This is a genomic window from Sphingobacterium sp. SG20118 (assembly GCF_044740685.1).
In the GTDB taxonomy this organism is placed as follows: domain Bacteria; phylum Bacteroidota; class Bacteroidia; order Sphingobacteriales; family Sphingobacteriaceae; genus Sphingobacterium.
In genome coordinates this window covers 4614278-4631014 of sequence record NZ_CP172826.1, presented here as the reverse complement: position 1 = coordinate 4631014, position 16737 = coordinate 4614278, and the positions used below count along the sequence as shown (strand labels likewise).

General features: G+C 39.8%; 12 protein-coding genes. 9 read left to right on the top strand and 3 right to left on the bottom strand.

Annotation, left to right across the window (positions count from 1 at the left end; translation table 11 throughout):
- Positions 1 to 6 precede the first annotated feature (6 nt).
- The 3 genes from ACFX5U_RS21160 to ACFX5U_RS21150 all read left to right on the top strand — a co-directional run bounded on the left by ACFX5U_RS21160 (position 7) and on the right by ACFX5U_RS21150 (position 3271).
- Positions 7 to 681, top strand: coding sequence for a response regulator transcription factor (locus ACFX5U_RS21160; RefSeq protein WP_400262057.1), 675 nt, complete (start codon positions 7 to 9; stop codon positions 679 to 681).
- A gap of 215 nt (positions 682 to 896) precedes the next feature.
- Positions 897 to 1439: a TetR/AcrR family transcriptional regulator gene (locus tag ACFX5U_RS21155; protein ID WP_400262056.1), complete on the top strand. Its 543-nt coding sequence runs from the start codon at positions 897 to 899 to the stop codon at positions 1437 to 1439.
- 125 nt (positions 1440 to 1564) lie between these two features.
- The gene (locus ACFX5U_RS21150) at positions 1565 to 3271 is read left to right on the top strand and encodes a glycoside hydrolase family 3 N-terminal domain-containing protein (RefSeq protein WP_400262055.1); all 1707 of its coding nucleotides are present in this window, start codon (positions 1565 to 1567) and stop codon (positions 3269 to 3271) included.
- Between the two features lie 78 nt (positions 3272 to 3349).
- Here ACFX5U_RS21150 and ACFX5U_RS21145 read toward each other — a convergent pair whose 3' ends face one another.
- A complete protein-coding gene (locus ACFX5U_RS21145; protein WP_400262054.1) occupies positions 3350 to 5470 on the bottom strand; it encodes a carboxy terminal-processing peptidase in 2121 nt (706 codons plus the stop codon).
- Between the two features lie 224 nt (positions 5471 to 5694).
- Here ACFX5U_RS21145 and ACFX5U_RS21140 point away from each other — a divergent pair, with 224 nt between their 5' ends.
- Entirely contained in the window at positions 5695 to 6432 is a 738-nt protein-coding gene (locus ACFX5U_RS21140; RefSeq protein ID WP_400262053.1) for a dienelactone hydrolase family protein, read from the top strand.
- Between the two features lie 59 nt (positions 6433 to 6491).
- On the opposite strand, the gene ACFX5U_RS21135 is transcribed toward ACFX5U_RS21140, so the two are convergent.
- A complete protein-coding gene (locus tag ACFX5U_RS21135; RefSeq protein WP_400262052.1) occupies positions 6492 to 7595 on the bottom strand; it encodes a tetratricopeptide repeat protein in 1104 nt (367 codons plus the stop codon).
- Between the two features lie 313 nt (positions 7596 to 7908).
- Between ACFX5U_RS21135 and ACFX5U_RS21130 the strand changes: the two genes are divergently transcribed.
- Positions 7909 to 9273 (top strand): arylsulfatase, encoded by a 1365-nt coding sequence (locus tag ACFX5U_RS21130; protein ID WP_400262051.1) that lies wholly within the window; start codon positions 7909 to 7911, stop codon positions 9271 to 9273.
- A 377-nt stretch (positions 9274 to 9650) separates the two neighbouring features.
- Here ACFX5U_RS21130 and ACFX5U_RS21125 read toward each other — a convergent pair whose 3' ends face one another.
- Positions 9651 to 11228, bottom strand: a complete 1578-nt coding sequence (locus tag ACFX5U_RS21125; protein WP_400262050.1) for a DUF3843 family protein — start codon at positions 11226 to 11228, stop codon at positions 9651 to 9653.
- A gap of 221 nt (positions 11229 to 11449) precedes the next feature.
- Between ACFX5U_RS21125 and ACFX5U_RS21120 the strand changes: the two genes are divergently transcribed.
- The 4 genes from ACFX5U_RS21120 to ACFX5U_RS21105 all read left to right on the top strand — a co-directional run bounded on the left by ACFX5U_RS21120 (position 11450) and on the right by ACFX5U_RS21105 (position 16726).
- Positions 11450 to 12757, top strand: coding sequence for a replication-associated recombination protein A (locus tag ACFX5U_RS21120; RefSeq protein WP_400262049.1), 1308 nt, complete (start codon positions 11450 to 11452; stop codon positions 12755 to 12757).
- Positions 12758 to 12908: 151 nt separating this feature from the next.
- Positions 12909 to 13436 carry a 3'-5' exonuclease gene (locus ACFX5U_RS21115; protein WP_400262048.1) on the top strand — a complete coding sequence of 176 codons (528 nt, stop codon included), beginning with the start codon at positions 12909 to 12911 and terminating at the stop codon, positions 13434 to 13436.
- A gap of 545 nt (positions 13437 to 13981) precedes the next feature.
- A complete protein-coding gene (locus ACFX5U_RS21110) occupies positions 13982 to 14452 on the top strand; it encodes a hypothetical protein (RefSeq protein WP_400262047.1) in 471 nt (156 codons plus the stop codon).
- Between the two features lie 759 nt (positions 14453 to 15211).
- Positions 15212 to 16726, top strand: coding sequence for a S41 family peptidase (locus tag ACFX5U_RS21105; protein ID WP_400262046.1), 1515 nt, complete (start codon positions 15212 to 15214; stop codon positions 16724 to 16726).
- Positions 16727 to 16737 lie beyond the last annotated feature (11 nt).

The window sequence follows — 16737 nt, the reverse complement described above, 5'->3', positions numbered from 1 at the left end:
AGGATTATGATGGATATATTATATGTGGAAGATGAAGCGAGTTTGGCACTTATTGTCAGCGATAGTTTAGAAACAAATGGATTCGCGGTGCGACATTGCTCGGATGGACAAACTGCGTTGAAAGCTTTCGAGATGGAAAAGCCAGATATTTTGCTGATTGACGTGATGATGCCTATAATGGATGGTTTTACACTGGCCAAACATATACGAGAACGCGATAGTCAGGTGCCTATCATTTTCCTGACGGCACGCGTACAGACCGAAGATGTTGTCAAAGGATTCCATATCGGAGCCAATGACTATGTCAAAAAACCGTTCCGCATTGAAGAGCTCGTTGTCCGTATAACGTCCTTATTGAAGAGCAGTCCAAAGATGCAACTGGGCCAAAACTTGATGATTGGCGATTATGTATTAGATAGCCTCAAGCAAACGTTAAGTTATAAAGGTGAAATGATCAAGCTATCGTATCGCGAAAGCGAACTTCTGAGAAGTCTTTATGAAAACAGGAATCAAGTTATTCCTCGAGAGGATATCATGAAGACCTATTGGAGTTACGATAAGTATTTTTCAGGCAGGAGTCTCGATGTATTCATCAGTAGAATTCGAAAGTATCTGAATAAGGATTCGCGTATAAAAATCACCAATGTGCGCGGAGTAGGTTATATGCTTACCGTTGATTAAAGATGGATATAGAAATTTACGCAGTGCACTTTAGCAGATAGCAATACCTATTACCGGAATAGAATATACCATAGATATCATCGCATAATTAATCGCAGCACATATTTTGAGCACCTATTGAAATTTGATCGTCATATGATTTAATATTCAGCTCAAGTAAATTGTATATAAAGGACAATTTATCTAAGTTTGTAAGCTGTATAAAGAGTAAAAAAATGAAAGATAGTGTATTGAGTAGAAAAGAAAAAATTATGCGTGAAGCTTTGAATTTATTTTCAGAGCAAGGATATGCAGATACCTCTACCAAGGCTATTGCTCAAAACGCAGGCGTTTCCGAGGCCCTAATCTTTAAACATTTTGGTAATAAGGACTCCTTATTGGTCTATCTGATCAAAGCTGGATATCGTAAGGTATTGACGCATCATAAGGGTATGATGACCTATCGTGATTCTAAGGACTTCTTACGTAAAATGATCAATTTACCGAGTAAACTGGTCGCTGATGAACCCATCTTTTGGAAATTACAGGAACGACTTTCGCATCATCCCTTTTCAAGACAACAACATGAGCAATTCATGAAACCGGTACAGGCAATAATCGTAAGGGCTTTTAAAGAGCTGGGCTATAAGGACCCAGAATTAGAAACCGAATTGCTATTGATAGTGATCGATACCCTTTGGAAAAAAGAGGCAAATGGTGAACTTGACCACGCGATGGAATTAGCCATTTTGTTGGAAGAAAAATATAATTTAATCTGATTTAGATTATATTTTTCGTCACCACTCATGCAAGTTTATGCATGTTTTATTAAATTTGTTGCACAAACTGTTTCTGTTTGTGTAAAAAATACCCGTTATTAGTAATCTATTTTATACAAAAAATTATGATAAAAAAATTCGCGTTAGCTGTTGTCACCCTGGCATCAACGATTTCTTTTTCACAAGCACAAGACAAAAAGGACTTTGTCAAGTATATCAATACGCCACACACTTGGGTAGATTCGGTATTCAATACATTAAAGCCAAAAGAGCGCATAGCCCAATTGTTCTTAGTGCGTGCACATACGAATTTAGGTCAACGTTATATCGATTCTGTAGCACAAGTGGTTCACGATGAGCAATTGGGTGGACTCGTTGTTTTTCAAGGTGGACCAGAGCGCCATGTCGCGATGTTCAATAACTACCAGCAGCTTTCAAAAGTTCCCTTATTGATTACTTTTGATGGCGAGTGGGGCTTAGGGATGCGTTTACCAGATTCGACCTTATCCTATCCGTATCAGATGACTTTAGGTGCCATTCAAAACGATCAGTTGATCCATCAAATGGGGCAAGAAGTTGCAAAGGATTTTCACCGCATCGGTATGCACTTTAATTTTGCTCCGGTAGTAGACATCAATAACAATCCTAAAAATCCGGTCATTGGATTCCGTTCTTTTGGTGATAATAAAGAAAATGTATCTAGAAAAGCCAAAGCCTATATGGATGGTATGATGGATGGCGGTATTATTTCTTCGTTGAAGCATTTTCCAGGACATGGCGATACCGATGTAGACTCGCATCACGACCTACCGCAGTTGACTTTTTCAAAAGAGCGTTTAGAAGATTTGGAAATGTTTCCATTCAAAGCATTGATTAAAGATGGTGCACCAGCTATTATGGTTGCACATATGAATATCCCGAGTTTGGATCCTACGCCCAATATTCCATCTTCCATTTCCAAACCTATTGTAACAGGGATCCTTCGTGATCAATTGGGGTTCCGTGGTTTGATCGTTACCGATGCGATGGACATGAATGGTGTTAAAAAGTTTTTCCCAAATGGTGAAGCAGATGTCATGGCCATCATTGCAGGTCATGATCTGTTGGAGGTTTCTGAAAATAGCAAACGCGCAATAGACCTTGTGTTGAAAGCTATCCAAGAAGGCCGAATCAATCAGGCCGATGTGGATGCACGCGTTAAAAAAGTATTGGCTTCTAAGTTATGGTTGGGTTTGGATCAGTATAAAGCTGTAAATCCTCAAAATTTATATGCGGAATTGAATAGACCATCTGCCAAGCAGTTGATCGATCAATTGTCCGAAGCTTCCGTTACGGTATTAAAATCTACAGCAAAGATCAAGGCATTTAAGCCTTCGGAGAAAACGGCAATTCTTAATATAGGTCTTCAAGCGCCATCCACTTTTCAAAATATAATGGCAACAGCTTTATCCAACGAGACACAGTATTACATCGCTGCTGATGCCACTGAGGCAGAATTGACTCCAATCATCAAGGAAGCGAAAAAGAACAAACAGATCATACTTGCTATCCACGATACACGATCACGCCCTCGACCAGAAGTTGCAGCAAGCGATGCCGTGAAATCATTGGTCAAAAAATTAGCTAAAAAATCCATTGTCACCTTTTTCACCAATCCATACGCTATAGATGGATTTGCTGGTGTTCAGAAAAGCAAGACGATCATTGTCGCTTATCAAAACGATGACTTCATGCAACGCGCAGTTGCCCAAACGATTTTAGGTCAAAACATACCGACGGGTAAATTACCTGTCACGATCAATAAGTATTTCAGATACGGAGACGGTAAATAATCCTTTACCAATTGATTATAAAACAAGAAGGGCTTATCTGTACAGATAAGCCCTTCTTGTTTTATAACCCGATATTCTTTATTTCTTTTCTTGAATGATCAGGTCTGTCATGACCTTAGCACTTTCATCCTGAACGAAGTCAAACTCCATCTTCGGTTGTGGTTTTCCCTCTTCCCATAATGGAAGCCCTCTTTGTTTCAATAAAGCGTTGACACGGTCTCTATTCTTTTTCTGGAAGTCATCACGTTCTTTTTTGAATTTATCCAGTTGAAGCGGTATTTTAGTTTCCTCATCACGTTTTTCAAAAGTAGCAATATCTTCCAATAAGAATTTGTATTCCGTTGAAGTTTTCATGCGTTCTTCATGCTCTTGCTCTAATGTTTTATTGATGGCTGTCAGATCCGCTACTTTGGTATAGTTACTCGATTTGATCTGGTCCCAAGGTAAAGCAGAAGGCTCAGAGCTTTCTCCAAATTTCTCTGCCGAGTATTGTGTCGGGAAAGAAACATCAGGACTAACACCTTTATGCTGTGTACTACTTCCATTCACACGGTAGAATTTACCGAGTGTAATGTTGATCTGTCCATATTCAGGAGCACCATTCGGTGTGTCTGGATCTTTTTCGTTTTGCGCTTTTAACAATAATTTGCTGGTAGGGCTGATCACGCGAGCCATATCTACAGCAGATTGTACCGTGCCCTTACCATAAGATTGCGAACCTAAGATCACACCACGACCATAGTCCTGTATAGCACCTGCAAAAATTTCAGAAGCAGAAGCAGAAAAGCGGTTGATCATCACACCTAGTGGACCATCCCATGAAACGCCAGCGTTTTTATCTTCTTCTACATCCACAGCATTGCGGATATCCCTTACCTGTACAACTGGACCTTTGTCAATGAACAGACCTGTTAGGTCGATTGCTTCAGGCAGAGAGCCTCCACCATTAAAGCGTAGATCGATCATGACGGCATCTACTTTTTCTTGTTTCAAGGTATCTAATAATAAGCGCACATCACGTGTCGTGCTTTTATAGTTCGGGTCGCGTTTTCGGTAAGCCTCAAAATCCATGTAGAATTTAGGGATATTGATGACCCCAACGCGATAGTTTTTACCATCCGCACCTTTTACATTTAAGATTTCTTTTTTAGCAGACTCTTCTGCCAATACGATTTTTTCACGCGTCAGCGATACAATTTTTGGATGTGCACTGATCTGTTGACCTGCAGGTAATATTTTCAATCTAACGATCGTTCCAGCGGGGCCTTTTATTTTTGCAACAGCAGCGTCAAGTCTCCAACCGATGATATCTTCAAATTCGCCATCTTTACCTTGCGCAACACCAATGATTTTATCATCAATAGCTAAGCTTTTATCTTTGAAAATAGGACCTCCTGGGATGATTTCCATAATCGTCACCATTTCATTGTCGATCATCAATCGTGCCCCAATACCCTCAAATGTATTGGCCATGCCCTCATTGAATGCTTGAGCGAAAGAAGGGTTGAAGTATGATGTATGCGGATCCACAGCATCTGTCAATGCTGTTATCATCAATTGGAAAGCATCGTTCGCATTTATTTTCTTCCCTTGAGAAATCAAGTTGGTATAACGCTTACGTAGCGTTTCTTTTTGCTTATTTGCTGTACTATCTGTTTTATTGACCGTAGTCATTTCTAAGTTTAATAAATCATATTTCACACGATGTTTCCACTGCGTATCTGCCTCAGTTACACTTTTGAACCAACCTAATTTTTCACGGCTAGGAAGATAAGATTCGTCGATGGTAAAATCTTGCTTAACATCCACTTGTGTTAATGCGTATTGGATACGCTCTAGATAACGTTTAGCGTATACATTGAAAATATGAAATGGAGCCGATAGATCACCTTTACGGAAATCTTGTCCCAAGGTATTGCGATACTGCTGAAACTCATCGATGTCCGATTGCAAGAGGTAGTTTTTCCCTTGATCTAAAGACTTGATTAGGTTATCGAATACAATATTTGAAATGGAATCATTCAGTTGTACTTTTTTATAACTTGTCGATTCTAAGAGACCAGCAACTTCTTTTGCTATGACTTCGTGTTGCGCGCTAGGCTTTAAACCTCCTTCTACTTCGCTTAGATTAACACGTGGTTTGGAACCACAGGAGACAATCGAAATAACAAAAAGGGTGAATATTAGCTTTTTAAACATATTTTCTATAATTTTAATAGTCATTTTTATACAATGAAATAGCACTTGAAATCCAAAGAGCTAAATTTAAAGAATTTCAGTTCATAAATTTCAACAAATCAACAAATTTATTTGATATTTTAACTGATAAATCTATAAAAATTAAATTTGTTGTAATTATAACTCATTTAAATGAAGATAAGTATCTTTAGGAAGAAACCAATTCATCCTGTAATAATAATGTTATGAAAAATTTAATAATGACAATTATATGTTTTTGCGTCACAGAAAGCAGTTTCGGACAACTTAAGACCATTAATTACAAGGATGGCGATCAAGAATTAACGGGTTTGTTGAATTCAGATGCTGGAGCAGGTGCACCTGGGGTCTTGATTTTGCCGGCGTGGATGGGGATTGATGATGAAGCCACTCAAGCAGCTGCGCAATTGAGCAAGTCGGGATATATGACCTTTGTCGCCGATATCTATGGTGAAGGGAATAAACCTACCAATGCATCAGAAGCGGGGAAACAGGCCGGGAAGTATAAAAATGATTTCCAAGCTTATCAACGGCGGATCCGTCTGGCGTTAGAAGAATTGGTCCGTGCCGGAGCAAGTCCTGGTCGTCTAGCCGTTATGGGTTATTGCTTTGGAGGTACTGGCGCTTTAGAAGCCGCTAGAGGCGATCTTGAAGTTCAAGGGGTTATATCAATTCATGGTAATCTAGGCAAGGGGAGTCGTCCAGATGGACCATTAAACACCAAGATATTAGTGTTGCATGGAGCCGCTGATCCACATGTGTCTAACGAAGAGATCGCAAACTTTAGGACTGAAGTTGAAAGTGCACATGCCGATTGGCAAATGATTTATTATGCCGATGCCAAACATGCCTTCACAAATCCAGAGAGCCCAGATTTCCAACCTTTAGCCGCGCAACGCTCTTGGAAGCATTTACTGGTGTTTTTGGAAGAAATATTAAAGTGATATCACCTTGAATAAGGTTGGTAGCAACGTGTTGGATACCGATTGGTTATAGTGTTACACTAATTGGTATCTTTTTTCAATTCCGCTTTTAGGTTCGAAAAATCCTGATAGGTATTTTCCGCTTCTTCATATTCTTTTAAAGTGATATAGACTTCACCAAGCTTATCTAGGACTGCAAGTTCAAGATGTTTGTTTTTTTCATTCCGAGCAAGTATCAACGCTGTTAAAAACTCTTTTTTAGCAATATTTATATTATTGTCCAAAAGTTTGGATGATGCCAGCACATATTCGATTTCGGCCAGGTCTGCCGTATAATTTTTGTTTTTCGCGAGTTGCTGCGCTTGCAAAAGAAACCACTGAGCTTGCGTATATTTGTTCTGTTCATAATATACCTGAGCCAATTGTTGCCAAGCAATTATCTTACCTTCAAAATTCTTTGCTTTATTATACAGCGGTATTGCTTTACGGATGATGTTTGGTTCTGCAACGTTGTAATTTTTCATGCCGCTATTGGCCATCGCAAATTGCATCCAAGCATCTGCTTGCTCGCTGTAGTTTTTGGATTTATTTAATCGTGTCAGGATTTCTTGCGCCGTGTGAGCTGCTTTCTCATACTCCTTCGTATACAGTTGTACCGCAGCTAAGTTGTGTAGGAGCGTAGGTAGATCCTGTTGATCTTTCTCTTTGGCAGCAATCGCAATCGCTTCTTGTAAATAAACTGTTCCCTGATCGGTTAGATGCTGTTCAACGGCGGCTAAACCTGCGGCATTCAGCAGGGAGTAGGTGTAGACATGATCAAACTGATTCTTTGCACGAGCAATGAGCTCTTGCCAAGCACTTGTGTCCGTTGGAATCTTTAAATGTTGTCCAGGGCCGTTGTTTTTGAAATTTTTCAGTTCCTGTAAGAGCATATTGTAACGAAGTTCTGCTATTATTTTTTTTGCAAAATCCTTACGGTCGTTACTGTCATATAGATCGATCAATTGTTCGGTCTTCGACTTCGGAGGGGGGAGAAAATATACTTTCGGACCTATTCCTGTAAAATTACTGTTGTATTGTGTTATGGAACCTGTATAATCCTTGTTTAATTCTTGCGAAAAGGCCGTTAGTCCTAATATAAGTAAGAGCGTTGTGCTAAGAAAGGAAATTTCCCAAAACTTCATTTTAATCATGTATAATACCTACTGTTGGTGAGGGTTTTGCAAATATCAGTAAAATATGTGTAAAATACTGTTAAAGTCTCTAGACTTTCATATCAGGTATAGATTGTAACTTTTTGATGGCAACTCAGCATTTGTATTTCATCCTGTTTTAGGCTTTCATTTTTGTTCTTTACTTTCACGGATTGAACAGGATGTTACATGATGGAGATGTTTCAACATCCGATACGCTTGAAATATGGTAAACAAGTCAATCTATTCGCCTAAGGCTGCGTGAAGCCTTAGTAAAATAAATAATGAACAAATAATTAGTATCATGAAAAAAACAGCATTATTTGCACTATTCCTTGCATTGTCTGGTGCAACTCTAGCGCAAAAAAAAGATAAGAGACCCAATATCATATTGATTATGGCTGATGATTTGGGTTATGGAGATCTGGGTGCGTATGGTCAAAAAATCATCGAGACCAAGCACCTTGATGCTTTGGCAAAGGAAGGTATCCGATTTGATAATTTTTATGCAGGTACTTCCGTTTGTGCACCTTCGCGGTCGGCCTTGATGACCGGGCAGCATACTGGACATACGCCAATTCGAGGCAATAAAGAAATAGAGCCGGAAGGGCAGCAGCCATTGGCAGACTCGGTACAGACGATGGGGATGCTGCTACAGCAAGCAGGTTATGCAACTGGAGCATTCGGAAAATGGGGTTTAGGTATGGTCGACACCTATGGTTCACCAAATCAAAAGGGATTTGAGGAATTCTATGGATACAACTGTCAGCGCCAATCGCACCGTTATTATCCGACCCATTTGTGGCACAATAAAGAGCGCATTCATTTAGAAGGTAACGGTTTACTAGCGAAGGGGCAGTATGCTCCGGCACTGATCCAAGAGAAAACATTGGCATTTATTGAAGATAATAAAGACCAACCATTTTTCCTGTATGTACCTACTGTACTTCCACATGCCGAGTTATCGGGACCAGATGATGAGTTCTTTGAACAGTATACCAACAAGTTTGAAGAGAAAGCACACAAAGGCAACGACTATGGCCCAAACGCAACCATTCCAGGGTATGCTTCTGTCGCTAAACCGCGAGCTACATATGCAAGTATGGTGAGTCGTATGGATGCACAAGTAGGACAGATCGTAGCGAAATTGAAAGAATTGGATTTATTGGAAAATACATTGATCATCTTTACCAGTGACAATGGTGCGCATCGTGAAGGTGGCGCAGATCCTGATTTTTTTAATAGTAGTGGTGGTCTTCGCGGATACAAGCGTGATCTGTATGAGGGCGGTGTAAAAACTCCGTTTATCGTATTTTGGAAAGGCAAGATAGCACCTGGTACTACATCTGATTATCTAGGAGCATTTTGGGATGTGATGCCAACGCTTGCTGAAATTGCTCAGGCAGATAAACCTCGGAATACAGACGGTCTATCTTTCGTCCCTACTTTATTGGGTAATGTCAAAAAGCAAAAGAAACACGATCACCTCTATTGGGAATTCCATGAGGACGGTGGCCGCCAAGCGGTGAGAAAAGGAGATTGGAAGTTGATTTTACAGAAAGTAAAAAGTGGCAATCCTATCCCTGAACTTTTTAATCTAAAGCAAGATCCTAAGGAAGAACGCAATCTCGCTGCAAGCAACCCCAAGAAAGTGGAAGAAACTGCGTAAGCTTATTGCACAATCACATGTGGAGAATGCAGACTTTCCTTTATTGAAGACTGAAAAATAACCTCATTAAACAACAAAGAGCCTGCGAGGCTCTTTGTTGTTTAAATGTTATTGTGTCACTCGTCACTCTGTTACTGATCACTTCGTTACTGATTATCTCGTCACTCCGTTACTGATCACTTCGTTACTGATTACCTCGTCACTCCGTTACTGATCACTTCGTTACTGATTACCTCGTCACTCCGTTACTGATCACTTCGTTACTGATTACTTCGTCACTCCGTTACTGATCACTTCGTTACTGATTATCTCGTCACTCCGTTACTGATTACTTCGTTACTGATTATCTCGTTACTCCGTTACTGATCACTTCGTTACTACTTAATCATTAACAGCGGCAAACTATGATAGGTTTCACTTTTATAGAATCGCAATAGAAAATCCAAAGTGTTGCGATCTAATGGATAGAAAAACTGCTCATTGATTTCCTTTTCGTACAGGGCATAATAATGTTCGACCAATCCCACCGAGAAAAACTTTTGTACAAGCAATTGCAATAGATTTTGAGCATAGTTGATGGGCTCATTTTCATTTTTCACAAAAAACGGATTTTGCTCAAGCGGGAACAGTTCAGCGATACCACCGAAAAATTCCAATCCAAATTTCGGATTATAGAAAGCAGTCACCGACTTATCTTTCGATGCATCTGAGCTATCTTGCTTGTCTACTATAGCTAAGCCTTTTTGTTCCCGATAAGTATTTGTCAGTTCATGTATATAGTCATTCATGTCCACTTCCGACATAAAGGCTAATAGGTCATTGTGTTTTTTAGAAAATAGCGCTTTCACTTCTGCAATCTGCTGCTCCGTTTTTTCGATCTGCGTTCTTTTTCCCCTGAGTGCTTCCACCAAGTAAGTTTGTGTTGTTTCAGGATCAGTTGTGAGGTCAATTTGATCAGCCTCGATAGCAGACATCATTCCCGATAAGTTCCAAGCATCCTTCCACGGAACGATCTCCATATAGAAAAGTTGACCAGCAGCAGGTTCTTTAAAATTCTGTATAGAATTTAAGTTGACCAAGAACAATTCCCCTGTTGATAGGTGTTTCAACTGCAACTGATCATGGGTTACTTTTTCATATTCGAAAAAGCTATCGATGCGGTTTCCAATTGCGCGTGTATTTTCATATTGCGGATGTGCGGTTCCTAACATAGCAGAAACAAACTCACAAGATTTGAGAGCCAATAAATGCAGACGGAAGAAAATAAAGTGATTGTCGCGAACGCGAAAAGTCATCTGGTTCAGATAAGCGGGATCATGCTGATAACGACCGAGGTCGGCAATGTCCATATGCTGCATCAAGCTATTGTAGTAATACCCCCCCGTGATGTAATTGGTCGCAATAACTTTTTCACTAAAATTGCGTACCTGGAGGTAGTTTGCATCTGCCGGCAAAGTATATTCTTGCTGTAAAAGAGTGTTTTCAGGAGCCACTTCATAATGCTCTTCTAAAACCGCATAGGCCAGATCCGTTACTAATGCAATCAGGCGACCATCCTTATCTAAAAATAGATGCGGATTACGTTCACTAAAGAACAACCAGGTAAGCACCAGTACATCCTGCGGATTGATATCCTCGGAGTAATAATCTGTTAATTCCTGATCGTCAAAATAAGGTAGCATTTTACTGTAGAGCGCTTGGTGCTCTAGGCGGAATGCCTCAAAAAGTTTCGTTCCAGATACCACATCTTCCAGGTAGCAGGTCAAATAGATACTCAGTGTTTTAATAATCTCGGGTCTGATCAATGCATCCGTTTCTTCTTCGTCAAACCACAATGTACTGAGTGCATTGTTGATTTCATTCGCTACTTGTAAATAATAACTGTCGGCATCAGACCTTCCTTGATAGGGATGTTGTCCTAACCAATCCTGTATATAAATGCGGTTTTTTTTCATTCAAATAAATATTTAAGAGTGTAAGTTCTCAGCTGTATACATGAACTTGTTTCACTCGGTTTGTTATAATCATGTGTTTGCGCTTCAAGTAGTAACCATGAGCATTTTTTCCCTCTGCTTGTTTACGCAATAACGCCTATCCAAAAATAGCCAAATTTTTGAATTACATAAATTGAATGTGAATAAATGCACAATTGGTAATATCTTCTTACTTTTGAATTATGGCTACACGAATACCACTAGCAGAGCGCATGCGTCCCAAGAAATTGGAAGATTATGTTGGGCAACAGCATATTGTAGGTCACGATGCTGTCTTGTATCATGCTATTCAACAGAAAAATATTCCTTCCATGTTGCTATGGGGCCCTCCCGGAGTTGGGAAGACCAGTTTGGCGCTTTTAATGGCCAAGGAGCTCGGTAGACCATTCTTTTCTTTAAGTGCAATCCAAGCGGGTGTCAAAGACATCCGGGAGGTGATTGAAAAAGCGGAGAAGTTGATGCATATCAATCAGGAGCAACCGATGATGAATTTTAAGCAAGAACAACCGATCTTGTTTATCGATGAGATCCATCGTTTTTCCAAATCGCAACAAGACTCCCTATTAGGAGCGGTCGAGCGGGGGTTGGTAACACTGATCGGTGCAACGACCGAAAACCCTTCTTTTGAAGTCATTTCAGCACTTTTATCGCGCTGTCAAGTGTATGTGTTGGAGCACCTCAGTAACGAAGATCTGATTGGGCTTGTCGAAAGATCGTTACATGAAGATGAATTTCTGAAAGAGCAAAGCATCGAAATTGAGGAGTATGAAGCTATTTTGCGGCTATCAGGAGGTGATGCTCGTAAATTGCTGAATGTGTTGGAATTGGTGAGCAATGCTGCGGTACTGCATCACGAGCCCATCACCAATGCCTTTGTCTTGAAGCAGGTGCAACAAAATATGGCCATTTACGATAAAACAGGCGAGCAACATTACGATATCATATCTGCTTTTATCAAATCCATACGAGGTTCAGACCCCAATGCTGCCATTTATTGGTTGGCACGTATGATCGAAGGAGGGGAAGATCCATCCTTTATCGCTAGGCGCTTGTTGATCTCTGCGTCGGAGGATATCGGCAATGCCAATCCCAATGCACTTTTGTTGGCCAATAATTGTTTTCAAGCAGTCAATGTCATCGGTTGGCCCGAGTCGAGAATTATTTTAGCACAGACGGTGACCTACCTAGCGAGTTCACCCAAGAGCAATGCTTCTTATGAAGCGATCAATAAAGCGATAGGTGTGGTGAAACAAACAGGCGATCTATCTGTCCCTCTGCATTTACGCAATGCACCAACGAAATTGATGAAGCAGCTCAACTATGGCGCAGAATATAAGTATTCCCATGCTTACCCAGGTAATTTTGTGATACAAGAATTTTTACCGGATGCACTGAGTGGAACGACTTTTTACGACCCGGGTAAAAATCCGCAAGAAGATAAATTGAGACAAAGCTTACGCGATAAGTGGAAGGAAAAATACAGGTATTAATGTCTGTTATTTGTTAATCAGGGCTGTCAGCGGTATTTCACCTCTGATTTTTTGATAGGCGGCTCTATGAGATGGGCTGCGCGCGTATTTTTCTGTCGATGTTTTAAAAACTACCAGGATATTGTTACCTTTGTTGGGATAGGAGCAAAGCATGAAGTCAGATTTAACATTTACAGCGATAGATTTTGAAACAGCAACAGGGCATCAGAATAGTGCCTGTGCCGTGGGTATCGTTACCGTTGAATCGGGTATTATCACCAATGAATTTTATTCTTTGATTCAACCACCACGGAATGAATATATGTGGCAGACCACGCGTGTCCATGGTATCAAGGCTCGGGATACCGCTCATTCTCCAACGTTCAAAGAACTTTTTCCTACCATTCAATCGCTATTGGCCAATAAATTGATGATTGCACACAACGAGCTGTTTGATCGTAATGTCTTGCGAAAAACCATGCTTCATTATGGTTTGGCATACGATGAGTTGCAATTGGCGGAGATGTGGGAATGTACCTATAAGATTTATCGCAACAAAGGTTTTAAGCCTGCGCGCCTCAATGCTTGTTGTGAAGTATTGGGTATTGATCTCAATCACCACGAGGCACTTTCCGACGCCAGGGCATGTGCCGAATTATACCTACGCCATCCTTTCGTAGAGACGCTGATAGAAGGATAATTTCAGCCTTCCTTTTCATTTCTTCAAATCTAATTTTTTGATTAGTACCTTCCATGAAGACTCTTGTCAAAGACTAGTTTTACTTTCCTTTTAATATTCTTATAGGAGATATTTATAGCGCATTATAGCCCAACTTCCATGGTCGTATTGGACATCATCCTATTGTGTTAATCTAAATAAAGATTAAAAACTCTTTTTATCTTTTTAGGACATGTGTCCTTTGTTTTTCGAGATTTCCATCTGTTTAAGTAAATATTAAGTTTCATTTATGGAAAATATGAGACATAATCAATTTTCTCATCAGTATTTATTGTTATCTTTACTTATTGTGTTTCAATATATTATGAAATGTCCCCCCCTTTGTCCCCCCCCTATAATCGCATCGTGCTAGGCTAATAATTATCTTTACTCTAATTCTTTTAAAGGACATGATATCTTTTGAAAGAAAACGCATTTATCAGCTATTATTTCAATTTATTATGTTTTATATCTATCTTTTACTCGGTATTGTATTCGTTTTTTCTATCCTTTATTACAGGAAGAGAGTGAGATTATCACATCAATTTAAAGAGCGTGCGACATTACGTGCGCAGTATCGTTTCCAACATATGGAAAATGTTGAGCATGAAAGCGGGAGATCAAAAAATGGTGCTTTGATTCTTACTGCAGAAAGGCTTAATTTTGATACGCGTAATATCGTTATCAAAGAAGTAACGCTTGATCACTCTTGTTACCATATCAGTTTAGATCAGTTGATTATGATTTCATTTCCTGCTGATTCAGTAACAGCTTATGAAGCATCTGTTCGTTTTAGAGTTCGAGGATTATTGAGCAAGGCAGGGATTTTGAGTGAGCGCCAAGCTCTTATTTCCGGATATATCACTTCCGATCTATCTGGTCGTATTCCATTCCGTCTTCGCGTTCCTGTCGAAAAGTTCGAGGCTGAAGATGCACCTGTCGATGCCCAAGTATCGGCTTCTAAAGGTGACTTAGGGCGGCAGCCCAATTTTGGATAAATATTTTATTACCTAGTGGATATAGGAGTACGTTGGTGAGCGTACTCCATTTTTTAGTGTCATGAATAGTCATGGCACTTTAAATTATTTTATCCCACCTTTATTATTTTACCCTGAACCTTTCGACTGCGCCATTCGTTAGTGACAGCTATCTTTGCTGAAGATAAAAAATACTGACTACAAGTATAATTTATTCATTATTTCTGTTATAAAATAAAAGTTGATCGCTGGTAAAGGTTCGATTAAGTGTAGCAACCCGGGTTATCCAATAATTTAAATGTGAACGAAAAAAATGTTATATATGCGATGCAAATATGATTGGATATATAACATTTTTATCTAAGTTTGTTATTAGCATACTGAAATCATGATGAATACATTTCACACAACCGAAATCAACTCGCGAAGCAATTTCTTGAACTCCGCCGAGGTAGGAGACATTTGTGTCAATCGAGCTTGCAAGCTTATGAAGTAACTATTCGAATCACGATAGCAGGAATGACCATTAAAGAACAGATTATTCGAATGAAACCATCATGAACTTAAAACATATTAAAAATTGATAGGGTACGCAGTTCATGATCGCTTCATGACCATTAAAGAACAAACCGAGTACAACGAGTTCATTTATGCAAATGAGAAACTGATACTCATAAATAATTATTTCAATGAAACCATCATGAACTTAAAACATATTAAAAATTGATAAGGTACGCAGTTCATGATCGCTTCATTACCATTAAAGAACAGATTATTTCAATGAAAAATATAAAATTATTTCCGCAACAGCTTATTGCTAAGGGAGTTGTTTTTTTTCTTATGGCACTTTTTTTTGTAAGCTGTAAGAAAAGTAACCCAGAACCAGAACCCGAACCTCCTCCAGTGGAGCGTGATGCCAATGCGATGATACGGGATAGTGTCTATTACTACTACAAACTTTATTCCTTATGGGCTGACGATTATATACCGGCTTATGAAAATCCATATGAATTTACAGATCAATATCGATCGGCACAATCGGTTCTCACTGCATTGAAAGGCATGACACCGGCTTATCCCAACTATAGAGATTATGGTGGGGTTTACGATCGTTTTTCTTTTATGGAAGGCCTTTCGGGCTATGATATTGGTGCGCAAGCCAAAGTAAAGATGGATCGTGCAGACGGTTACGGCCTGTATTTTGATATGGGTACGGTCGATTCGAAAACAGCCCAACCCATTATCTATTTCGTTGAAGGAGGTTCGCCTGCAGATAATGCAGGTTTAAAGCGATCTGATATCGTGCTGTCGATTAATGGTGAATCTGATTATGCTGTCGAAATTGATTGTGAAGGTAATGATGGTTGCAAGGCTGTCGATCCTTCGGCTCTCGGTAAGATTAGAAGTCGTTTAAACTCAGCATTGGACGGAAGTACTTTAACGATAGAAGTGCAGCACGAAGATAAAACCATCAGTAGCGAGGAGTTGACTTACAGAACTTACACAATCGATCCGATCTACAAAGATTCGGTCTATCATTATACAGGCAAGAATATCGGTTATCTAGCCCTATCTTCATTTGAAGAGATCGAAAATAACAATTTCAATCAGGTTAAGGTAGATGGTGTCTTTCAAAAGTTTGAAGAACAGCATATCGAAGATCTAGTGGTTGATCTCCGGTATAATACCGGTGGATATGTCGATGCTGCGGTATACATCGCCAATAAGATAGGAGGAACCAAGACCGATAAAAAATTGATGGTCACCTACAAGGCCAATGCCTATATGGAACGTGTTCAAAAAGGCCCGAATGGGATGTTTAAGGATACCTACTTTAGTCGTGGTAGTAGTCTCAACCTACGTAAGGTGTATTTCTTGGTCAGCGAGACTACGGCCTCAGCTGCCGAGATGTTGATTAATGTGTTGAAGCCCTATTTCGATGTTCAGGTGATTGCTACAGGAACGAGGACCTATGGTAAACCGGTTGGATTTTTCGAACAGATCATCGAAAATAAGATTTCCTTTTGGCCAGCCTCTTTCCAATTGAAAAATGCAGATGGATTCTCTGAATATTGGGACGGATTAGCGGCTGATAAGAGTAATGTAACAGATTACATATTTTTAGATTCGGGCAATACCGCAGAGACGATGCTAGAAACCGCATTGGAAGATGCGGTACCAGGAAGCTCGGCAAGAGCTTCGGCCAGACGTTCTGCGAGACCAGACAATGGACGTGTATTGCAAGGCAACAGTATCAACCAATTGCCGGAAAAAGGACTTTTGAAAAGCAGGTAAATAAAAAGCCT

Excerpts from the sequence above, each read along its gene's own strand:
- ACFX5U_RS21160 (WP_400262057.1), top strand. The coding sequence starts at position 7 with ATGATGGATATATTATATGTGGAAGATGAAGCGAGTTTGGCACTTATT.
- ACFX5U_RS21130 (WP_400262051.1), top strand. The coding sequence starts at position 7,909 with ATGAAAAAAACAGCATTATTTGCACTATTCCTTGCATTGTCTGGTGCA.
- ACFX5U_RS21155 (WP_400262056.1), top strand. The coding sequence starts at position 897 with ATGAAAGATAGTGTATTGAGTAGAAAAGAAAAAATTATGCGTGAAGCT.
- ACFX5U_RS21140 (WP_400262053.1), top strand. The coding sequence starts at position 5,695 with ATGAAAAATTTAATAATGACAATTATATGTTTTTGCGTCACAGAAAGC.
- ACFX5U_RS21115 (WP_400262048.1), top strand. The coding sequence starts at position 12,909 with ATGAAGTCAGATTTAACATTTACAGCGATAGATTTTGAAACAGCAACA.
- ACFX5U_RS21145 (WP_400262054.1), bottom strand. The coding sequence starts at position 5,470 with ATGTTTAAAAAGCTAATATTCACCCTTTTTGTTATTTCGATTGTCTCC.
- ACFX5U_RS21135 (WP_400262052.1), bottom strand. The coding sequence starts at position 7,595 with ATGAAGTTTTGGGAAATTTCCTTTCTTAGCACAACGCTCTTACTTATA.
- ACFX5U_RS21125 (WP_400262050.1), bottom strand. The coding sequence starts at position 11,228 with ATGAAAAAAAACCGCATTTATATACAGGATTGGTTAGGACAACATCCC.
- ACFX5U_RS21150 (WP_400262055.1), top strand. The coding sequence starts at position 1,565 with ATGATAAAAAAATTCGCGTTAGCTGTTGTCACCCTGGCATCAACGATT.
- ACFX5U_RS21120 (WP_400262049.1), top strand. The coding sequence starts at position 11,450 with ATGGCTACACGAATACCACTAGCAGAGCGCATGCGTCCCAAGAAATTG.
- ACFX5U_RS21105 (WP_400262046.1), top strand. The coding sequence starts at position 15,212 with ATGAAAAATATAAAATTATTTCCGCAACAGCTTATTGCTAAGGGAGTT.